Consider the following 18,452-nt stretch of genomic DNA (forward strand, 5'->3'; position numbering starts at 1 on the left):
CCTTTATGCAAATGATGAGATTCTTGAGTTCGCCGGTAAGCGCTGCTTCCGGCACGCATTAATCGAACAGGTCCGGCTCTTCGCGTGTCACCACGTCCCACAAGGGCTGGAAGCTGAACCAGCCGCCGGCATCGCTGCCGATCTGTGAAGCAGTGTGTTGCGCCACCGCCTGCGATAAAGGCTTGGTGGGGCCGGCGGCTTCAGAGATCAATTGCGCCTGGGCGGCGTTTTCCATCGCGATATAGCGCCACACTGCGGATTCGACCGAGCCGCCAACTGTCAGCAAGCCATGGTTCTGCAGGATCGCCGCTTTGTGGTTGCCAAGCTTTTTGGCGATGCGTTCGCCTTCGCTGGTGTCGAGCACGACGCCGCTGTATTCGGAAAAAATTACATGGTCGTTGTAGAAAGCGCAGGAATCCTGGGTCAGCGGATCGAGCAAACGCCCCTGCGCCGAGAACGCCTTGCCCCACAAGCCGTGCGAGTGGGCGGCGGCGATCACGTCAGGACGCGCCTTGTGCAACTCGGAATGGATGGCGAAGGCGGCGCGGTTCAGTAAGCCGTCGCCGTGCAGGATCTTGCCGCTGTGGCTGACCAGCAGCAGATCCGAGACGCGGATGTGGCCGAAGTAGACGCCGGCCGGATTGACCCAGAAATGCTCAGGATTTTCCGGATCGCGTGCAGTGATGTGGCCGGCGCCGCCCATGTCGTAGCCGTAGCGGGCGAACAGGCGGAACGAGGCGGCCAGCCGCTGCTTGCGGTGCAGCCGCGCGGCTTCCAGCGTTGGCGGCGGTGGCGGCTCGGCGAAGATGATGTTGCCGTCGGCATCGCGCGGAGCCGAGTATATGGCAGGCCTTGGCGGCGGATTGCCGACTACGCGCAAGTGCGGTTTGGACAGCGGCGCGCTATGCAGGGGAGAGGTGCTCATGATGTGCGAATCCTTGGATGTGGAGGGAATGTTCAATAGCCGCGCGCCGGATCGACGATGTCGGTCAGGGGCTGGCCGCTGCGGAAGCGCTGCAGGTTGCCGAAAAACTTGTCCAGCAATGCCTGCACGATGTGGTCGGTGCTCGGTGAAATATGCGGCGACAGGCGAACCTGTGGATGGCCATAGAAACGATGCCCGGCCGGCAGCGGCTCCGGCTCGGTCACGTCCAATGTCGCCAGGCCGACACGGCCGGCATCCAGCGCTGCCAGCAGCGCCTCGTCGTCGATCAGGCTGCCGCGCGCGATGTTGATCAGGTGCAGGCCGGGCTTGGCCTGCGCCAGCACCGCATGGTTGATGGCGTGGCGGGTGGCGGCGGTGGCCGGCGCCGCCAGCACCAGGTGGTCGGAGCGGGCGGCCAGTTCGGCCAGGCTGGCGACGCCTTCGACGCCATCGATCTCGAACGGCGCATCCGAGCGGCGCAACGCCAGCACCTTGATGCCGAGCACCTGCGCCCGTTGCGCCAGCGTGCGGCCGATCGAGCCGAAGCCATACAGGCCGAGCACGCTGCCTTGCACCAGCGACAAGGTCCGGCGTTGCCATTGCGAGGCGTCCTGCAACCAGATATCTGGAATGCGTTTGGCAGCGCTGAAAATCGCCGCCAGCACGTATTCGGCGATGGCGTCAGACGCTGTGCCGCGCGCCGAGGTGACTACCGGGCCTTGAAACAGCCAGGCCGGGTAATAGTCAATGCCGACCGAAGCCAGTTGTACCCAATCCAGTTTGAACGGCCAACCGTCCGGGACCGGCGCGGTCTGGGCAGCGCTGGCGCCGCCGCCTTTGCTGAAAGGCAGGGCAAACAGCACACTGGCATCGCCAGGCAGCGCGGCCAACGGCCCCGGCGCCAGGTCGATGACGCGCACGCTGGCTTGTTCGGCGATGCGCAGATTGACAGCCGGGTCAAACTGGCTGGCGACGACGATTTCACTCATGCTCGGTTCTCCGTTCAGGCCGCTTGCTGGGCCGGCGTTGCTGCTGCCGATTCGCGTTCAGCCACGGCGCGGCGCACCAGCGGGATGAGTTCGCGCCCGTATTGCAAGGCGTCGGCTACCGGGTCGAAACCGCGGATCAGGAACGTGGTGATGCCGAGATCGTAGTAATCCAGCAGCGACTCGGTCACCTGCTCCGGCGTGCCAACCAGCGAAGTCGAATTGCCGGCAGCCTTGGTCAGGGCGGCAATCCCGGTCCACAAGCGCTTGTCGACCACCGTTCCTTGTGCGGCGGCGGCCAGCAGGCGTTGCGAGCCGACATTCTTCGGTTGTTGTGGACGGCTGGCAAAGAACACATTCTTGTTGGCGTTGGCCGTCGCCTGTTCCAGGATATGGTCGGCACGCGCCCAGGCTTGTTCTTCTGTGGCGCCGATGATCGGGCGTAGCGACAGGCTGAAGCGGATCTTGTCGGCGCGACCGTGACGACCGGCGGCGGCGCGCACCTTGTCCACGGTTTCCTTGACTTGCGCCAACGACTCACCCCACAGCGCGTACACATCGGCATGCTTGCCGGCGACTTCGATGGCGACATCCGAGGAGCCGCCGAAATAGATCGGCAGGTGCGGCTTTTGCTGCGGACGGACGTTGGCGTTTTGCCCTTTGAGACGGTAATGTCGGCCTTCATGATCGAAGGGCGCAGTAGCGGTCCAGGTTTTCCGGACCACATCGAGATATTCGTCGGTGCGCTGGTAGCGCTCGTCGTGATTCAGGAAATCGCCGTCACGCTGCTGCTCGGTGTCGTCGCCGCCGCTGATGATGTGCACCGCCAGCCGACCGTCGCTGAACTGATCGAGCGTGGCCAATTGGCGTGCCGCCAGCGAAGGCGCGACGAAGCCCGGCCGGTGCGCCAGCAGGATGCCGAGTCGTTCGGTTTCGTGGGCGATGTAGGCGGCGACCTGGAAGCCGTCCACCGAGCTGCTGCTGTGGGCCACCAGCACGCGGTCGAAGCCGGCGTATTCGTGGGCGCGGGCGATGGCGCCGACGTAGCTCTTGTCGATCACGGGACCGTGCGGCAACAGCGTTTCAGACGCTTCCTGGGTGGCGGAGATGCCGATGAATTCGATGCTCATGTTCAATCCTTGTCAAACAGATGGATGATCAGGCGGCGCGCACTGCGGTCGTCTGGGGTTGCGGCTGGGACTGCGGTTTTGCTTGCGGTTGCTGCTGTTGGACGGCCAATGCCGCTCGTCCGCCGGCAACCAGGATGGTGTCGTTCTGCGGTGTGTGAATGCGGCTGCACAGCACATTGCGGTAATGCCGCTCCAGGGCATTGCTGCGCGACAGGCCGGGATTGCCGCTGACCTCGATGGCCTTTTCGACTACCGCGATGGCCTGCGTGGTGACCAGGTATTTGAGCCGGCCACCATCGCCGGGCTGGGCCAGGCCGGCAATCGCCGCATCCAGCAGGACGCGATTGGAAAACAGCCAGGCGTCGAGCTGCCCGACCACTTCCTGGAAGCGCGGCAAGGTCGCCAGCGGCACGCCAAGATTGCCTGGCACCCGCGTCTGCAGCCACTCCACCAGCCAGTCGCGGGCGGCGCGGGCGACGCCGTCATAGATAGCCCCTAGCAGCACCGACATCCATAGCAGCAGAACCGGATCCAGTTCCGGCGCGCTGCCGACCGGCGCGACATCGACCGCATGCTCGGCCGGCACCAAGACGTTGTCGAATACGACTTCGTGGCTGCCGGTAGCGCGCATGCCAAGGTGATCCCAGCTCTCGATGATCGAGATGCCCGGCGTATCACGGTGCACCAGCCAGGCGCCGACCAGCGGTTCCGGATCGTCGCTACGGGCCCAGACCGAGAGCCAGGTCAGGCGCGGAATGCCGGTCGAGTACAGTTTGCGGCCACTGATCAGCCAGCCTTCGGGGACCCGTCGCGCCACGGTAGCCGGCAGGCCGCCGCGTGCCGGCGTGCCGAGTTCGGGTTCGACCCGCAACGCATTGATCAACGCGCCGTCGCGTACTGCATCGACCGCCACTTGCCGATACAGGTGCGGCGGCCAGCGCGTAGTACGTGGGGTTGCCGTGTGCTGCAGATATTGCATGGTCAGCACCAGCGCGGTGGATGGGTCGCCGTAAGCCACTGCGGCAATCACCTTGCGCGTTTGCGCCAGGTTGGCGGCGAGGCCGCCAAATGCCCGTGGCACTGTCAGCGCTAGCAATCCGTGTTCGTGCAGGCGTTCGAAATTTTCGTGCGGGAAGCTGCCGTCACGGTCATGCTGGGCGGCACTGGCGGCAAATTCGGCACTCAAGGTGGCCAGCAGCTGATCGAATTCTGGCGTGTCGAGCTGTGATGCGATCTGCGTCGGCAATGGCGTCAAGGTGTTGGTTGGCATGGGTTCAGATGGAAAAATTGCTGAGGTTGAAAGGGGCCGCGGGCGACGGCTGTTCGACTCTTTCCGATTGGCTCGCCACCAGATGCAGCGCCGGCTTCGGATCGGCAATAACTGGGTCCAGCTCGACACCCAGCAGTCGCAGCAACTGCGAACGAACTTGCTGGAATGCGTGGTTTTCGGCGCTACGCGGGCGTTGCTGGTCGATGCGCAGATCAGCGACGATGCGGCCGCCGTCCAGCACCAGCACGCGATCGGCCAGTAGCACGGCTTCGTCGACATCGTGCGTCACCAGCAATACGGCAGGTTGATGCACACGCCACAGCGACAGGATCAATTGGTGCATGCGGATGCGGGTCAGGGCATCGAGCGCGGCGAACGGCTCGTCGAGCAGCAGCAATTGCGGTTCGCGCACCAGCGCCCGCGCCAGCGCCACGCGTTGCGCTTCGCCGCCGGAGAGCGTGCCTGGCCAGGCATTTTCACGATGCGCCAGACCGACTTCGGTGAGAGCCTGGCGCGCCCGTTCGCGTGCGTGGTCGATGTGCAATCCCATCACGACATTGCGCCAGGCGCGTTTCCAGGGCATCAGGCGCGGTTCCTGGAACACCGCGGCACGCGCCGACGGTACTTGCAGCTCCCCGGAACTGATCTTGTCCAATCCGGCCAGCGCGCGCAGTAAGGTGGTTTTGCCGGAGCCGCTGCGGCCGAGCAGGGCGATGAATTCGCCAGGCCGGATATCGAGATCAAGCCGATCCAGGATCGTGTTGTCGCCAAAGTGCTTGCTCAGTTGGCGGGCGCGCACGGCAGTGTTGTGGTTTGGTCGGATGGTTTCCGGCTTGGCGACTTCATCTTGCAGGCGCTCTGTATCTGTAACTGAAAGTTTGGCGGTCAGCATCGTCAATCCTTGATGAAAGATGGGCGCCAGGCCAGCGCGAAATGTTCGATGCTGCGCACCAGCACGTCGGTAAACAAGCCCAGCAGGCTGTAAGCCAGCAGGCAGACCACGATGATGTCGGTGCGCATGAAATCGCGGGCGTTGTTGATCAGGTAGCCGAGGCCGGCGGTGGCGTTGATCTGTTCGACGATCACCAGCGATAGCCAACTGATGCCGAGCGCATAGCGCAGGCCCAGCAGGAAGGAGGGCAGAGCGCCGGGCAGGATCACATGCCATATCAGACCTAGCTGGCTCAGGCCGAACAGGCGGCCAGCCTCGATCAGCTTGGCGTCGATGCTGCGAATGCCGCTGTACAGCGTCAGGTACATCGGGAAGGTAGTGGCAAAGGCGATCAGCGTTACTTTGGTGACTTCGCCGATGCCGAACCACAGGATGAATAACGGCACCAGCCCTACGAATGGTAGCGTGCGCACCATTTGCATCGGTGAATCGACGATCACTTCGCCACGGCGGGAGAGGCCGGCGATCAGTGCCAGCGCGGTGCCTAGCGAGAGTGAAATCGACAGGCCGGTCAGCACCCGGCCGAGCGATACCAGGATATTGCTGCCCATTTCGCCGGACGCCACCAGTGCGCCGAAAGTACTGCCGATTTGCGACGGCGCGGCCAGGATGCGTTCAGGAATGAAGCCCAGCCGCGATGCGATTTCCCAAAGCACCAGGATGGCGATTGGGCTGGCGGCGCGCGACAGGAATGCCAGGAGGCGGCGTCGCAGTACTTGGCGCAAGGCCGGTTTATTGGTCTCGGCGGGCGTCGGCTGCGCTGCGGCCGGAAGAGAGCCGGGGAGTGAGGCGGTAGATATCGACATCGTGCTTGCTGATCCGTAAAACAGTTGCCACCGGTCGTCGAAACCCTTGCCTGGCGCCTTGAGGCGAACAGTGCGGTGCGACCGTAAAACGGATCATAAGCGGTGCGATATTATGATAAAACGAATTATTTATTATATGAAAATATGAATTTTGCGAATAATGCTGGCGCGATCTGAGCGACGGATCAAGCCCGCAGCCGGCGTCGCGGTTCGGCGCCTCCGCTGTGCTCTGCGCTGCTGTCGAAGGTGCGCGCCACGGCGCTGCCAAACAGGTCGACCGCCTGCTGCTGGCCACTAGGCAGGCGTGTTTGCTGGATCAGCCAGATGTCGAGTAGCGGTTTGAAATCGGTGACACTGACCACATCCAACTGGTCGCGATAACGGCTGCGCGCCAGTTGCGGTTGCGGCATCAGGCCGAGTCCCAGGCCGTTCGCCACCAGGCCGAGTTGCAGGTCGGCGCCGAAGGTTTCGAGGTTGATCTTGAACGACAGGCCCTGGCCTGCCAACGCCCGCTGCAAGCCGGCGCGGAAGCCGCAGCCATCGGGATTGAGAACCCAGCCACGCTCATGGCAGTCGGCCAGCTTGTAGCTGCGGCGCGTCATTTCGCCCTTGGGGGCGACCACAATCAGTTCGATCCGTCCCAAGGTCTTGCCGCTGACGCCATCCGGCAGCACTTTGGTAGCCGGGAATAGCGCGGTAGCGGCATCGAGTTCACCGTTGGCGACCTTGTCGACCAGTTGCGAACCCCAGCCGGTTGACACCTGGGTATTCAGTTCCGGAAAACTATCCTTGATTTGTCTGAGCGCATCCAACAGCGCGATGTCGCCGATCGACTGGATCACGCCCAGGCGAAAAACGCCGCTTGGCAAGTTGTCGTGGGTGACCAGATCGCGCAGCGATTCCACTTCGCGCAGCACTGCGCGGCATTGTTCGTACACCAGCTTGCCCATCGCATTCGGCCGCGGCGGCTTGGTGCTGCGGTCCAGCAGGTCGATTCCCAATGCCTCTTCAAAACTCTGGATGCGTCGCGTGATGGCTGGTTGCGTCAGCTGCAGGGATTCAGCCGCAAGGCTGATGGATTGACAGCGCACGACGGCGACGAAGGCATCGATATCATCTATCTTCATAAGAAATTCGCATATATCCGTGAGTTATTTATACGGATTTTAACAGCAACATTGTCATCGTGGATTGGCATTTTCGTTTGGACCATATCTGATATTGGCGAGATGAGACCGAGGGTCTATGCCATATGGATATAACGATTTCTTCTGTTGCTGTGTCGCCAGCGCGCCAGATTCCTTGCGCGCTTGCCGACATACTTATCATCGTAATACGGCTGGCGCTGCACGAAACAAAAAGACAGGCAGCGACCGAATGAATCGGCACGGGGAGAAACAATTGAAAGCAACGACAGGTAACACAGAACAACGACGGCAAGCACGGCTGCGCCAACGCAGCTTGCGCATTTCAGTGATATTGGCGGCGATCTCCGCTGCCTATCCGGCATATGCGCAAACAGCCGACGGCAACGCGGCAATCACAATCGCTTCGGCCAAGACCGACGGTGAATCGGAAGCGCTGCAAACGGTGACCGTCAATGCGCGCCGCCGCGATGAAAATCCGCAGCAGGTGCCGGTAGCCATCACGGTACTGAGCGGCGATGCGTTGGCCGAGCAACGCGTTTATAAATTGCAGGACCTGCAACAACTGCTGCCAAGCACCACGGTATCACTGGCGCAGCCGCGGCAAGCCAGCATCAGCGTGCGCGGTATCGGCAATAATGCGGGCAACAGCGACGGCATCGACGGCAGCGTCGGGCTCTACCTGGATAACGTGTTCCTGGGTCGGGCCAGCATGGCGGTGACCGATTTGCTGGATATCGACCAGATCGAACTGCTGCGCGGACCGCAAGGCACCTTGTTCGGCAAGAACACCACCGCCGGCGTACTGAACATCAACACGCGCCAACCGACATTCGAACACGACAATAGCGTCGAGGCGTCGGTCGGATCACGCGGCTATTATCAGACCAAGGCTACGTTGTCCGGGCCGTTCAACGACACCTGGGCCGGGCGCCTGACCGTTTCGCAGACCGGGCAAGACGGTAACGTCACTAATATCAGCAACGGCGAAAAACTCAACGGCGGCACCCGCCGAGGTATCCGCGGGCAATTGCTGTACCGTCCCGATGACAATTTCAGCTTGCGCCTGATCGCCGATTACAGCGAAGAAAATTCCAGCAACGGCGTGCCGCTGTTGTACAGCACCGGACCGACGGTCAACGGCGTCAACAAATATCTCCAGCTCAGCAGCAAGTTAGGCAACCAGCCGGTTACCAATCCCGGCCAGTATCAGCTCAACTTCAACGGCAATCAAAGCCTCAGTGTGCGCCAGGGTGGCGCGTCGGCTGAAGCCAACTGGAAGCTGAGCGACGGTTTCAAACTGACTTCGGTAACGGCATGGCGCTTCTGGAACTTCAGTCCGGTGAACGGGGTATTTGCGCCAACGCTGACCAACTACGGCACCCAGGTCAATGATCACCAGTTTTCCCAGGAGGTCCGGCTGGCATCACCGACCGGCGGCGCTTTTGACTACGTGGTCGGTGCTTATTACTTCAACCAGCACCTTTCCAACCAGACCTTTCTCGATTACGGGCCAAAGGCTGACATCGGCATTACCGGCGTCAATCGCGGCGTGCTGAATAACGTCACCTCGATTTCGCCCGGGCATATCGATACCGACAGCTATGCGCTGTTCGGCCAATCGACATGGCATATCAACAACCGCTTCGATCTGACGACCGGATTGCGCGGCACGTATGAAGAGAAGAGCGGGGAGGTAAGCCGCAATGCGCCGCTCAATGCCAATCCAGCCACCGCGCCTTATTGGAGTGCTTACGGCCTCAGTGCCTACGACTCCGGCAATTTGAAGATTAATAATTTCAGTCCGGCTGCATTGTTGAACCTGAGTTATAAAGTTGACCAGAATGTGCTGGCCTACGGTTCGCTGTCGCATGGCGAGAAATCGGGTGGGCTGGGCATCGTTGGCGTATCCAATGCGCCAACCCTCGGCAGCAACTCGTTGCTGATTGCGCCGGAGCGCGCCAATGCGGCCGAACTGGGCATCAAGAGCAGCTGGCTCGACAAGCGCCTGCAAGTAAACGCCAATGTGTTCTGGACCGGCGTCAATAATTACCAGGCGACGACTTTCCTGGCCGGCGCCAACGGCGTCAGTTTGCCGACCCTGATCAATGTCGGCAAGGTGCGCAGCCGCGGCGCCGAGCTGGAAATACAGGGCAAGCCGATCAAGGGCCTGACACTTGGCTTCAACACCTCGTTCATCGATGCGACTTACCTGTCCTATGACAAGGCGCCTTGCCCGGCCGAAGTGGCCAATTTGCCTGGCGCGCCGGCCAGTTGCAATCTTACCGGGCAGCGCGTGGCGGGCGTGCCGCGCTGGACCGCCAACCTGTCGGCGGAATATCAACACCGCGTGAGCGACAACGTCGATCAGTACGTGACGGGCAGTTACGCGTTGCGGTCGTCAACCCGCGGTTCAGTGGATAACTCGATCTATTCGGAGATTCCTTCCTACGGCCTGGTGAACCTGGCCACCGGCTGGCGTATCGTTCAAGGCGACAAATCCTGGGACCTGTCGCTCTGGGTACGTAATCTGTTCGACAAGCGCTACTACCTGTCGGTCTATTCGGCCGGCGCTGGAACCCAGGCCAGCGGCTTGTACTACAACGCTGCGGTTGGCGATTCGCGCACTGTCGGCGCCACCTTGCGCTACAACTTCTAGAAGAACGGGATTCTTGATGAGTATTTTCTGGTTCCTGCCTACCCACGGCGACGGTAACGATTTGGCCGGCGCAGGCGGCGCGCGTCCCGCCAGCCTTGCCTACATGAAGGAAATCGCGCAAGAGGTTGACCGCCTGGGTTACTACGGCGTGCTGATTCCCACTGGCAGGTTTTGCGAAGATTCCTGGGTGGTGGCCTCATCGCTGGTGCCGTTGACGGAAAAGCTGCGCTATCTGATCGCCATCCGGCCCGGCATCATATCGCCGACGCTGGCAGCGCGCATGACGGCGACATTGGACCGCTATTCTGACGGACGTCTGCTGCTCAACTTTGTCACCGGCGCCGATCCGGACGAAGCGCATGGCGACGGCGTATTCCTGGATCACGACGAGCGTTATGCCGTGACCGACGAATTCCTGCATATCTGGAAGAACACGCTGCGCGGCGACAGCGTCAGCCATCAAGGCAAGCATCTGCATGTGGAAAACGCCAAACTGTTTTATCCGCCGTTGCAGAAGCCGCACCCGCCGGTGTATTTCGGCGGGTCTTCGCTGGCGGCGCAAGACATTGCGGCCGACCATGTCGATGTCTACCTGACCTGGGGTGAGCCGCCGCAGGCCGTGGCGGAAAAGATCCGGCAAGTGCGGGAGAAAGCAGGGAGCAAGGGCCGCAAGCTGCGCTTCGGCATCCGCCTGCACGCCATCGTACGGGAAACCAGCGCCCAGGCCTGGGCCGACGCCAATGCCCTGATCGCCCATGTTTCCGACGACACCATTGCCGCCATGCAGAAGGCATTCGCGCGTCTCGACTCGGTCGGCCAGCAGCGCATGATGGCCTTGCATGGTGGCCGCCGCGATCAGCTGGAAGTGTCGCCGAACCTGTGGGCCGGCATCGGCCTGGTCCGCAACGGCGCCGGCACCGCACTGGTGGGCGATCCGCAGACGGTCGCTGATCGCATCCACGAATACGCGGACCTCGGCATCGACAGCTTCATTTTTTCAGGTTACCCGCACCTGGAAGAAGCGACGCGCTTTGCCGAGCTGGTTTTTCCATTACTACGCTCGGAGCTGCTGCAGCACTGATTCCATCCCTTCTTATTATTGAGAGTTTCATGATGCATTGCATAGTCGCAGAAAATGGACAGAGTCGTTTGGGGTCAGAGTGAAGTTTCTGCAAAAAAGCGCGCAGAAAGTTCACTCTGACCCCAGTTAGCTGCGTGTGTTAAGCGCGATGAAATTAAGTGCGACGAAATCAAGGTTACGGCTTTTCGGGTTTTACGAAACTCTCATTAATCGACACCACAATCAACATTATTCCATGCCGCCATTTCATATCGCTTCCGTGGTTTCGCAGTCGCCTGCCGGCAAGCACACGTTCTATTACAAGGATTGGGGTGACATCGCCAATCCAAAAGTACTGCTATGCCTCCACGGCCTGGTGCGTGCAGCCGACGATTTCGATTTTCTCGCCGAGGAGTTGCGTCGCGACTATCGGATTATTTGTCCCGACCTGGTTGGACGCGGCCGCTCCGATCGCCTGCGTGACCCGCAGCATTACCAGGTGGGGCAATACGTGCAAGACATTGTGGCGCTGCTGAGCAGTTTGCAGTTGTCGCAGGTCGATGTGCTGGGCACCTCGTTGGGTGCACTGGTCGGCATGGTGCTGGCAACGCTGCCTGGCGCGTTCGTCAGACGCCTGATATTGAACGACGCCAGTCCGCAGCTGCATGCCGAAGGGATGCGCGCACTTGGCGCGCAGATCGCCCGGCGCCTGCAGTTTTCGTCCTTCGAGGAAGCTGCTCAACATGTCAGGAAAATATCTGCCGGGCAGGGCCCGCACAGCGATAGCCAATGGCAGACGCTGGCGCGCAATGCATTGCGGAAAACCGCGGAAAATACCTGGGAATTTCATTACGATCCGGCGCTGTCGGTGCCGCTGCTGGCGGCAACGGAAGAGAGCGCCAGGCAGGGTGAGCAGGCGCTGTGGGAAATCTACGATGCGATTTCCTGCCCGACCTTGCTGATACGCGGGCAGGAATCGACGCTGCTCAGCGCGGAGATAGCAACGTCCATGACGCGTCGCGGCCCGCAAGCCGAATTGGCGCAAATCGCGGGAGTGGGGCATGCGCCGACTTTCCTGCACGCCGACCAGGTTGCCGTGGTCCGGCATTTCCTGCTGCGATGAACGGCATATACGGAAACCGCATATGCAAGGAAATTATGATTACTTTCATGATTCAGGCCGTGTTCGTATACTCGAACCGCATACGCAGGCAGCTTGCCTGAGCGCACTTGGCGGAGAACGATACATGATGGTTGTCAATGCATTGACCGTGGAGCCGGCAAAGAACGTGACCGGTTTTACACCGCGGAGCGATGCACCGCGGTTTCCCGATGCCCATCCAGACCAATGGCAGCGCATTTTGTCGACGTCCTTGCAAAAGCAGTTCAGCGGCTGGACGCCTGCAGCGCTGCTGGCATTGCAGGAGAGTGCCCGTATCCAACGGCACTTTGACGGCACGCTGGTGTATGCGGAGGGCGATACGGCGGAACATCTGCTGCTGGTGATCTCGGGTGCGCTGGAACTGTCGATCGGCAATGCGGAAGGAAAGCGCGTGGTGATGAACTACGTGTCGCCGACCGAAATGAGCAATTTCATCCCTGTGCTGGACGGTTCCAGGATCGTGCATGAATACCGCACGCACGGCAAAACTGTGCTGGCCTACATACCGAAAGCGGCATTTTTGCAGCAACTGCAAGCTACACCGAGCCTGATGGCGGATGTGGTCAGGCTGCTGTGCGACCGCAACCGGCAATTGCAGGACTATCTGGGCTACCAGGTCCTGGGCAGCTTCCGCAGCAAGCTGGCTGCGCGATTGCTGCATCTGGTCAAACAATATGGCCGGCCCGCTCCGCATGGCATCGATATCGACCTGAAGCTGTCGCAGGAGAACCTGGCTTCGCTGCTGGTGACGTCGCGCCAAAGCGTCAATCGCGAATTGCGCTGGCTGGTGGAAAACCACATCGTCGCCATCGAATACAACAAGGTGACGGTATTCAACTTGCCGGCGTTGCAGCGCCTGAGCGCAGTCTAGCTGCCGTTTGGCGATCATTCGACCGCTTCGCAAAACAAATTCTCTATCCGTCAATCCATCAATTCACAAATCACCGTCATTCTTCAGGAAAAAAGACATGAGCATCGTATATAAAAAGAACAAACCATCCGGCAAGCGCCGTCATCTTCTGCAGGCGGGCCTGGGCCTCGCCGCCGTTGCGCTGTCACCGTTGCTGGCGCATGCGGCACAACGCGAATTCCGTATCGGCAATCAGAAAGGCTTGCTGAGTTTGCTGAAGAAGCGTGGCACGCTGGAAAAGCGGCTGGCGCCGCTGGGAGTGAGCATCAAGTGGATCGAATTCACGGCCGGACCGGTGCAGCTGGAGGCGCTCAACGTCGGCTCCATCGACTTCGGTGATGTCGGCGAGGCGCCGCCAATCTTTGCCCAAGCCAACGGCACGCCTATCGTCTATGTTGCGGCAACGGTGCCGCGTCCAGCGGTCGAAGGAATCCTGGTCCGGGGCGATTCGCCGATCAAGACGGTAGCTGACCTGAAAGGCAAGAAGGTCGCACTGAACAAGGGGTCGAATGTGCATTATTTCCTGGTCAAATTGCTGGAGAAATCCGGCCTGAACTATAGCGATGTGAATCTGGTCTGGCTGTCGCCAGCCGATGCGCGGGCCGCATTTGAAAAGGGCGCGATCGATGCCTGGGCGATCTGGGAGCCGTATCTGGCTGCAGCGGAGCAAACCTTGTCGGCGCGCATCCTGGCTGACGCCACCGGCGTGGTCAAGAATCGCGCCTATTATTTTTCATCGAAGGACTACGCACGCAACAATGCCGATGTACTCAGTATCACCATCGATGAATTGAACAAGATCGACGTCTGGGGCAGCGCCAACCCCAATGAACTGTCGGCCGAGCTGGCTGCAGTGTGGGGCATCCCGAAGCCGATCGTCGATGTGCTGGTCAAGCGCTCCTCGTTCGGCACCGCGCCGATCACCAAGTCAATCCTGGCTGAACAGCAAGTCATTGCCGATACGTTCTTCGATTTGAAGCTGATTCCGAAGAAGATCGATGTACGGGATGCCGCACCGGCCACGTTAGGCTGAGCTTGCAAAACAGCCCTTGCAAGGAGGGCTGGCAAGTTGTTCGAGCAGACGCGATTTACACCGGCACGTCACCCTCGACCGTGGTGCGATACAGGGTGCGCCGCAGATGCTGCGGCGTAATCGGCGCATAGTGAACCGTGCTGCGGTTGTCCCAGAAAACGATGTCGTGCGCGCGCCATGTGTGGCGATAGACATTTTCCGCTCGGATCGTGTGTTCATGCAGGAATTTCAGCAACGCCGCGCTTTCATCGGCAGGCAAGCCGATGATGTGCGAGGTGAAGCCTTCGCTGACAAATAACGCCTTGCGCCCGCTTTCCGGATGCACCCGCACTACCGGATGATCCACCTCAGGTACTTCGTCGATCTGTTTCTGTGTCAGGTCGGCACGCCACGGCGACAGCTTCTGCAGGCGCCGATAGCGATACACATACGAATGCACCGCACGTCGTTCTTCCAGTGTTTTCTTGACATCGGCGGGTAAGGTTTCATATGCGTTGAACATGTTGGCAAAGCTGGTGTCGCCCTGTTCGGGCGGCAGCTCCTGCGCGTGCAGTAGCGATCCCAGGCTCGGCTTGGGCATGTACGACAGATCCGAGTGCCAATCGGCACCGGCATCCACCAGCCCGATCGGCTGGCCATTTTCGATGACGTTGGAAACGATCAGGACTTCCGGATGGCCTTGCAGGTGGAACCGGTTCAGTACATGCACTTGCAGCGGACCAAAGCGGCGGCTGAACGCCACATGCTGCTGCGGTGTGATGCGTTGGTCGCGGAATATCACCAGGCCGTATTTGACGAACGCCGTGCGGATGCGCGCCAGATCCGTGTCCGACACTGGCTGATTCAGATCAAGGCCGATGATTTCGGCGCCGAGTGGACCATTGACCGGCAGGATGTCGAATGTCTGTCTGGAGATTGCGGAAGAGAGTGCTGCTGGCATGACGGACATGAATGTCTCTGGTATGGGAATCGGCGGCCGCATTGTCTGCGGGAAGATGCGGCGTTAAAACAACATTACAGCCGTTTTGGCATGACATCCGCAAATAATCATTTCTCATATCCTTATGAGTCTCCGGCTGCGCTGAATGCCTTCGTGGCGCGATTTGCCGTCGATATGAATGCCATCAGACAACTACTCATTTCCTGCTAACAATAGATGCCGTGGCTGATAAAAAAATCAGTCTTTGAGCTAAGACAATTCCTATATCTTGTTTTTTTGATTTCTGAAATGATGTCATTTTTAACATTCATTTTTCCTGTTTGCTGGAGATTATTCCGTGCAAACGGCGCCTGGAAAATCAGGCGCGCCCAGGAAAATTGATGCGTTTTAATCGAGATCATCCCTTGAGAACCGGCGAGGGTAAAGGAAATCCCATGACAAGACTCACGACATCCAGATTTCACCGCATCGGAGCCGACCTATATCAGTATGGTCGCATTACCTTTGATCACCTCATCATTTGTGCACTAGTCGCAGTGGTCGGCATCGGTGTTTTTTCAGGAATGAGGAAATTGACACGCGATCCGGCTTATATCAGGAGCGGGGTGGTGCGCGCCAGGGGCAACAGATCGCCGGTGATCGGTGTCGACCACACGGAAGAACAGGATGCGCCGCTCCGGATCAAGAGCAAATGGCCTGAGGAATCTGATAAATAATTTTTGGCAACAAGTAGCAAGAAGGAAAAGTATCTTGAGTATAGGAAGCAGGCGTTTTCTCACTACGGCGCGGCGGGAACTGGTGAGGTTGTTCAGTCTTAAGGACGACAAGGCAGACGATCAGGAAATCGATCAGGCTTTGCGCGCCGGTATTGAAATGAAGGGCACCAATCTGTGGGTGCTGATGTTCGCGATTTTCATCGCATCGATCGGTTTGAACGTCAATTCCACCGCCGTAATTATCGGCGCGATGCTGATTTCACCGCTGATGGGACCGATCATGGGGATCGGCTATGGCGTTGGCGTGTACGACTTTGATCTGATCAGGACGGCGCTGAAGAATCTCGGCATCGCAGTGTTGATCAGTTTGTTGACATCTGTCGTCTACTTTTTAATCACGCCGTTGACGGAAGCGCAGTCAGAGCTGCTGGCGCGGACCACGCCCACTATCTGGGATGTCCTGATCGCCTTGTTCGGCGGTCTGGCGGGAATTGTCGGCGCCACCCGTAAAGAAAAATCCAACCTGATTCCGGGCGTGGCGATTGCCACGGCATTGATGCCGCCGCTGTGTACCGCCGGCTATGGCATTGCCAACGGCAACTGGGCCTATTTTGGCGGTGCGTTCTACCTGTTTACCATCAATAGTGTGTTCATCGCCTTGTCGTCGGCTTTGGTGATCCGGTTTTTCCATGTCAGGGAAAAGCATTTCGTCGACGCGAAAACCAGCGGACGGGTAAAAAGATATGCGTTGGTGGTTGCGTTGCTGACCGGGGTGCCGAGTGTGTACCTGGCTTACGTCTTGGTCCAGGATGAGGTGTTCAAATCGAAGGCGGCGCAATTCGTTGCGCACGAAGTCGCTTCCGACAAAACCTACGTCACGCAATCGCGCATCGATCCCAAATCGAAAGTGATTGAACTGACCGTCATGGGCGATTTTCTGTCGCAAGGCAGGCTTGCCGCGATTGCCGGGCGCTTGCCTGGCGCCGGCTTGTCTGCCGCCAAACTCAAGGTACACCAGCAGGCCGACCAGCAAAAAATTGATGTCAGCACGCTAAAGAGTGGAGTGTTGAGCGATCTCTACACAATTAGCCAGCAATCCCTTGAAAGCAAAGAGAAAAAAATCCAGGAGCTGCAAAGCGCGCTGAATTCACGCGAGGAACTGCAAGTGCAATTCAGGAGAGTGCCGGACGAACTACATGCGATTTTTCCTCAAGTGACGGAAGTCTGGCTGTCTGAAGCACTGGACTGGACCCAGGGGACGGGTCTCAAGGATAGCCCTGTGGTGGTGCTGAACGTCAAGGTAGCCAAGGCGTTGTCGGCTGAAGACAGAAGCCGAATAGAAAACTGGCTCGGCGCCCGCATCAGGACCAAGACGATCAAACTGGTTGTCGAAACGGCGCCGGCCGAAGCCGGCACGCCATCAAAAAAACTGACATCCGACCGGCAAGCCGGTAAAGCCCTGCGTCGAGGATGAGCTGGTTTCAGTCGAGCGATGAAGCCGGGCCGAAGAATTCGAAACGGCTTTGCGCTGGCGGCACGCCGATCTCGCCCAGATAGCGTTTGATGGCTTTCATGAACGGTTTCGGCCCGACGAAGTAGGCATCAACGTCGGTCGACTCCGGCATCCAGCGGCGCAACTGCTCGCGGTTGATCTGGCCGACGGCATGCGGCGGCTGGTCTTGTTCACGTTGCTGTTCATAGCAAAAGAAACGCTTCAGTTGTGGATGCCGTTGCGCCAGTTCGTCGATTTTTCGGCGGAACGCATGGGTTCCGCCATGGCGCGCGGCGTGGATGAAGTGCACCGGCCGGCTGCCGCGCAGTGCTTCTTCCAGCATGGCCACCATTGGCGTGATGCCGACTCCGCCGCTGATCAGCACCAGCGGCTTGTCGCTGGCAGTCAGCGTGAATTCGCCTGAAGGCGGAAACAACTCAATGACCGAATTTTCGTTGACCTGATGATGCAGGTGGTTCGATACCAGGCCGCCGATTTCGCGCTTGACGCTGATACGATACTGGCGCGCATTGGCCGCCGCCGACAGCGAATACTGGCGACGCATTTCGACGCCGTCGACGAAGACGCGCAAGCCGATGTATTGACCAGGCTGGAACGCCAATAATGGCTTGCCATCTTCCGGTTCGAGGTAGAACGAGGTGATCTCGTCGCTTTCCTGCACCTTGCGCGCCACCACGAAATTGCGGGAGCCGCGCCAGCCGCCGGCGGCAGTCGCCTTGTCATCGTAGATTTTTGCTTCAACGCCGATCAGGATGTCCGCCAGTTGCTGGTATGCCTCGCCCCAGGCTTCAATGACCTGGTCGGTGGCGATGTCGGCGCCGAGCACTTCGCGGATTGCGCGCAACAGACAGTCGCCGACCATCGGATAATGTTCCGGCAGGATCTGCAGCGCGACGTGCTTGTTGACGATGGTCGACACCAGGCCGCCCAATTGGTCGAGGCGATCGATATGGCGGGCGTACATCAGGATGCCGGCGGCCAGGGCGCGCGGCTGCTCACCGCTGCCTTGATGCGCCTTGTTGAACAAGGGCAGCACCTGCGGATAGTCGCGCAGCAGCATTTGATAAAAATGCGTGGTCAGCGCTTCGCCGCCGCTTTCCAGCAGCGGGACAGTGGATTTGACGATGGTACGTTGCGCGTCGGAGATCATATGGGCACCTTTATGGAGTGGTTGATGGACAAATCGAGAGTCAAAAATTGTGTCTCGTCATGTTCAGTTATTCAATATCTGTGCCAGGAGTAAAA

The 18,452-nt window shown here is 59.5% G+C and carries 15 protein-coding genes and 1 pseudogene; 7 read left to right on the plus strand and 9 right to left on the minus strand.

Features of this window, described 5'->3' with window-relative positions; genetic code table 11:
- Positions 1-58 precede the first annotated feature (58 nt).
- The 7 genes from ACIPF8_RS02910 to ACIPF8_RS02940 all read right to left on the minus strand — a co-directional run bounded on the left by ACIPF8_RS02910 (position 59) and on the right by ACIPF8_RS02940 (position 7,196).
- Positions 59-925, minus strand: coding sequence for a class II aldolase/adducin family protein (locus ACIPF8_RS02910; protein WP_400416975.1), 867 nt, complete (start codon positions 923-925; stop codon positions 59-61).
- 32 nt (positions 926-957) lie between these two features.
- Positions 958-1,914 carry a D-isomer specific 2-hydroxyacid dehydrogenase family protein gene (locus tag ACIPF8_RS02915; protein WP_400416976.1) on the minus strand — a complete coding sequence of 319 codons (957 nt, stop codon included), beginning with the start codon at positions 1,912-1,914 and terminating at the stop codon, positions 958-960.
- 14 nt (positions 1,915-1,928) lie between these two features.
- Positions 1,929-3,041 (minus strand): LLM class flavin-dependent oxidoreductase, encoded by a 1,113-nt coding sequence (locus ACIPF8_RS02920; RefSeq protein WP_400416977.1) that lies wholly within the window; start codon positions 3,039-3,041, stop codon positions 1,929-1,931.
- A 28-nt stretch (positions 3,042-3,069) separates the two neighbouring features.
- A complete protein-coding gene (locus tag ACIPF8_RS02925) occupies positions 3,070-4,311 on the minus strand; it encodes an acyl-CoA dehydrogenase family protein (RefSeq protein WP_400416978.1) in 1,242 nt (413 codons plus the stop codon).
- A 4-nt stretch (positions 4,312-4,315) separates the two neighbouring features.
- Complete coding sequence (locus ACIPF8_RS02930; protein WP_400416979.1) at positions 4,316-5,203, minus strand: ABC transporter ATP-binding protein; 888 nt, start codon at positions 5,201-5,203, stop codon at positions 4,316-4,318.
- A gap of 2 nt (positions 5,204-5,205) precedes the next feature.
- On the minus strand, positions 5,206-6,069 hold the full coding sequence (locus ACIPF8_RS02935; RefSeq protein ID WP_400416980.1) for an ABC transporter permease: 864 nt from the start codon (positions 6,067-6,069) through the stop codon (positions 5,206-5,208).
- 185 nt (positions 6,070-6,254) lie between these two features.
- Positions 6,255-7,196: a LysR family transcriptional regulator gene (locus ACIPF8_RS02940; RefSeq protein ID WP_400416981.1), complete on the minus strand. Its 942-nt coding sequence runs from the start codon at positions 7,194-7,196 to the stop codon at positions 6,255-6,257.
- 274 nt (positions 7,197-7,470) lie between these two features.
- On the opposite strand from ACIPF8_RS02940, the gene ACIPF8_RS02945 reads away from it, so the two are divergent.
- The 5 genes and pseudogenes from ACIPF8_RS02945 (at position 7,471) to ACIPF8_RS02965 (ending at position 14,038) form a co-directional block, all read left to right on the plus strand.
- Entirely contained in the window at positions 7,471-9,873 is a 2,403-nt protein-coding gene (locus ACIPF8_RS02945; RefSeq protein WP_400416982.1) for a TonB-dependent receptor, read from the plus strand.
- A gap of 16 nt (positions 9,874-9,889) precedes the next feature.
- A pseudogene (gene ssuD / locus ACIPF8_RS02950) lies at positions 9,890-10,930 on the plus strand (FMNH2-dependent alkanesulfonate monooxygenase); the annotation flags it as partial.
- A 259-nt stretch (positions 10,931-11,189) separates the two neighbouring features.
- Positions 11,190-12,056, plus strand: coding sequence for an alpha/beta fold hydrolase (locus tag ACIPF8_RS02955; RefSeq protein ID WP_400416983.1), 867 nt, complete (start codon positions 11,190-11,192; stop codon positions 12,054-12,056).
- Positions 12,057-12,180: 124 nt separating this feature from the next.
- Entirely contained in the window at positions 12,181-12,966 is a 786-nt protein-coding gene (locus ACIPF8_RS02960; protein ID WP_400416984.1) for a Crp/Fnr family transcriptional regulator, read from the plus strand.
- Between the two features lie 97 nt (positions 12,967-13,063).
- Complete coding sequence (locus ACIPF8_RS02965; protein WP_400416985.1) at positions 13,064-14,038, plus strand: sulfonate ABC transporter substrate-binding protein; 975 nt, start codon at positions 13,064-13,066, stop codon at positions 14,036-14,038.
- Positions 14,039-14,093: 55 nt separating this feature from the next.
- Here the strand turns inward: ACIPF8_RS02965 and ACIPF8_RS02970 are convergent, their stop codons facing one another.
- Positions 14,094-14,978, minus strand: coding sequence for a TauD/TfdA dioxygenase family protein (locus ACIPF8_RS02970; RefSeq protein WP_400417019.1), 885 nt, complete (start codon positions 14,976-14,978; stop codon positions 14,094-14,096).
- Positions 14,979-15,412: 434 nt separating this feature from the next.
- On the opposite strand from ACIPF8_RS02970, the gene ACIPF8_RS02975 reads away from it, so the two are divergent.
- Positions 15,413-15,694 carry a hypothetical protein gene (locus ACIPF8_RS02975; protein WP_400416986.1) on the plus strand — a complete coding sequence of 94 codons (282 nt, stop codon included), beginning with the start codon at positions 15,413-15,415 and terminating at the stop codon, positions 15,692-15,694.
- Positions 15,695-15,728: 34 nt separating this feature from the next.
- Positions 15,729-17,168, plus strand: coding sequence for a DUF389 domain-containing protein (locus ACIPF8_RS02980; protein WP_400416987.1), 1,440 nt, complete (start codon positions 15,729-15,731; stop codon positions 17,166-17,168).
- Between the two features lie 7 nt (positions 17,169-17,175).
- On the opposite strand, the gene hmpA is transcribed toward ACIPF8_RS02980, so the two are convergent.
- Positions 17,176-18,357, minus strand: coding sequence for an NO-inducible flavohemoprotein (gene hmpA, locus ACIPF8_RS02985; RefSeq protein ID WP_400416988.1), 1,182 nt, complete (start codon positions 18,355-18,357; stop codon positions 17,176-17,178).
- Positions 18,358-18,452 lie beyond the last annotated feature (95 nt).

This window comes from Collimonas sp. NPDC087041, assembly GCF_044745265.1.
In the GTDB taxonomy this organism is placed as follows: Bacteria; Pseudomonadota; Gammaproteobacteria; order Burkholderiales; family Burkholderiaceae_D; genus Collimonas.

Excerpts from the sequence above, each read along its gene's own strand:
- ACIPF8_RS02935 (WP_400416980.1), bottom strand. The coding sequence starts at position 6,069 with ATGTCGATATCTACCGCCTCACTCCCCGGCTCTCTTCCGGCCGCAGCG.
- ACIPF8_RS02970 (WP_400417019.1), bottom strand. The coding sequence starts at position 14,978 with ATGCCAGCAGCACTCTCTTCCGCAATCTCCAGACAGACATTCGACATC.
- ACIPF8_RS02910 (WP_400416975.1), bottom strand. The coding sequence starts at position 925 with ATGAGCACCTCTCCCCTGCATAGCGCGCCGCTGTCCAAACCGCACTTG.
- ACIPF8_RS02960 (WP_400416984.1), top strand. The coding sequence starts at position 12,181 with ATGATGGTTGTCAATGCATTGACCGTGGAGCCGGCAAAGAACGTGACC.
- ACIPF8_RS02965 (WP_400416985.1), top strand. The coding sequence starts at position 13,064 with ATGAGCATCGTATATAAAAAGAACAAACCATCCGGCAAGCGCCGTCAT.
- hmpA (WP_400416988.1), bottom strand. The coding sequence starts at position 18,357 with ATGATCTCCGACGCGCAACGTACCATCGTCAAATCCACTGTCCCGCTG.
- ACIPF8_RS02925 (WP_400416978.1), bottom strand. The coding sequence starts at position 4,311 with ATGCCAACCAACACCTTGACGCCATTGCCGACGCAGATCGCATCACAG.
- ACIPF8_RS02920 (WP_400416977.1), bottom strand. The coding sequence starts at position 3,041 with ATGAGCATCGAATTCATCGGCATCTCCGCCACCCAGGAAGCGTCTGAA.
- ACIPF8_RS02940 (WP_400416981.1), bottom strand. The coding sequence starts at position 7,196 with ATGAAGATAGATGATATCGATGCCTTCGTCGCCGTCGTGCGCTGTCAA.
- ACIPF8_RS02930 (WP_400416979.1), bottom strand. The coding sequence starts at position 5,203 with ATGCTGACCGCCAAACTTTCAGTTACAGATACAGAGCGCCTGCAAGAT.
- ACIPF8_RS02915 (WP_400416976.1), bottom strand. The coding sequence starts at position 1,914 with ATGAGTGAAATCGTCGTCGCCAGCCAGTTTGACCCGGCTGTCAATCTG.
- ACIPF8_RS02975 (WP_400416986.1), top strand. The coding sequence starts at position 15,413 with ATGACAAGACTCACGACATCCAGATTTCACCGCATCGGAGCCGACCTA.
- ACIPF8_RS02955 (WP_400416983.1), top strand. The coding sequence starts at position 11,190 with ATGCCGCCATTTCATATCGCTTCCGTGGTTTCGCAGTCGCCTGCCGGC.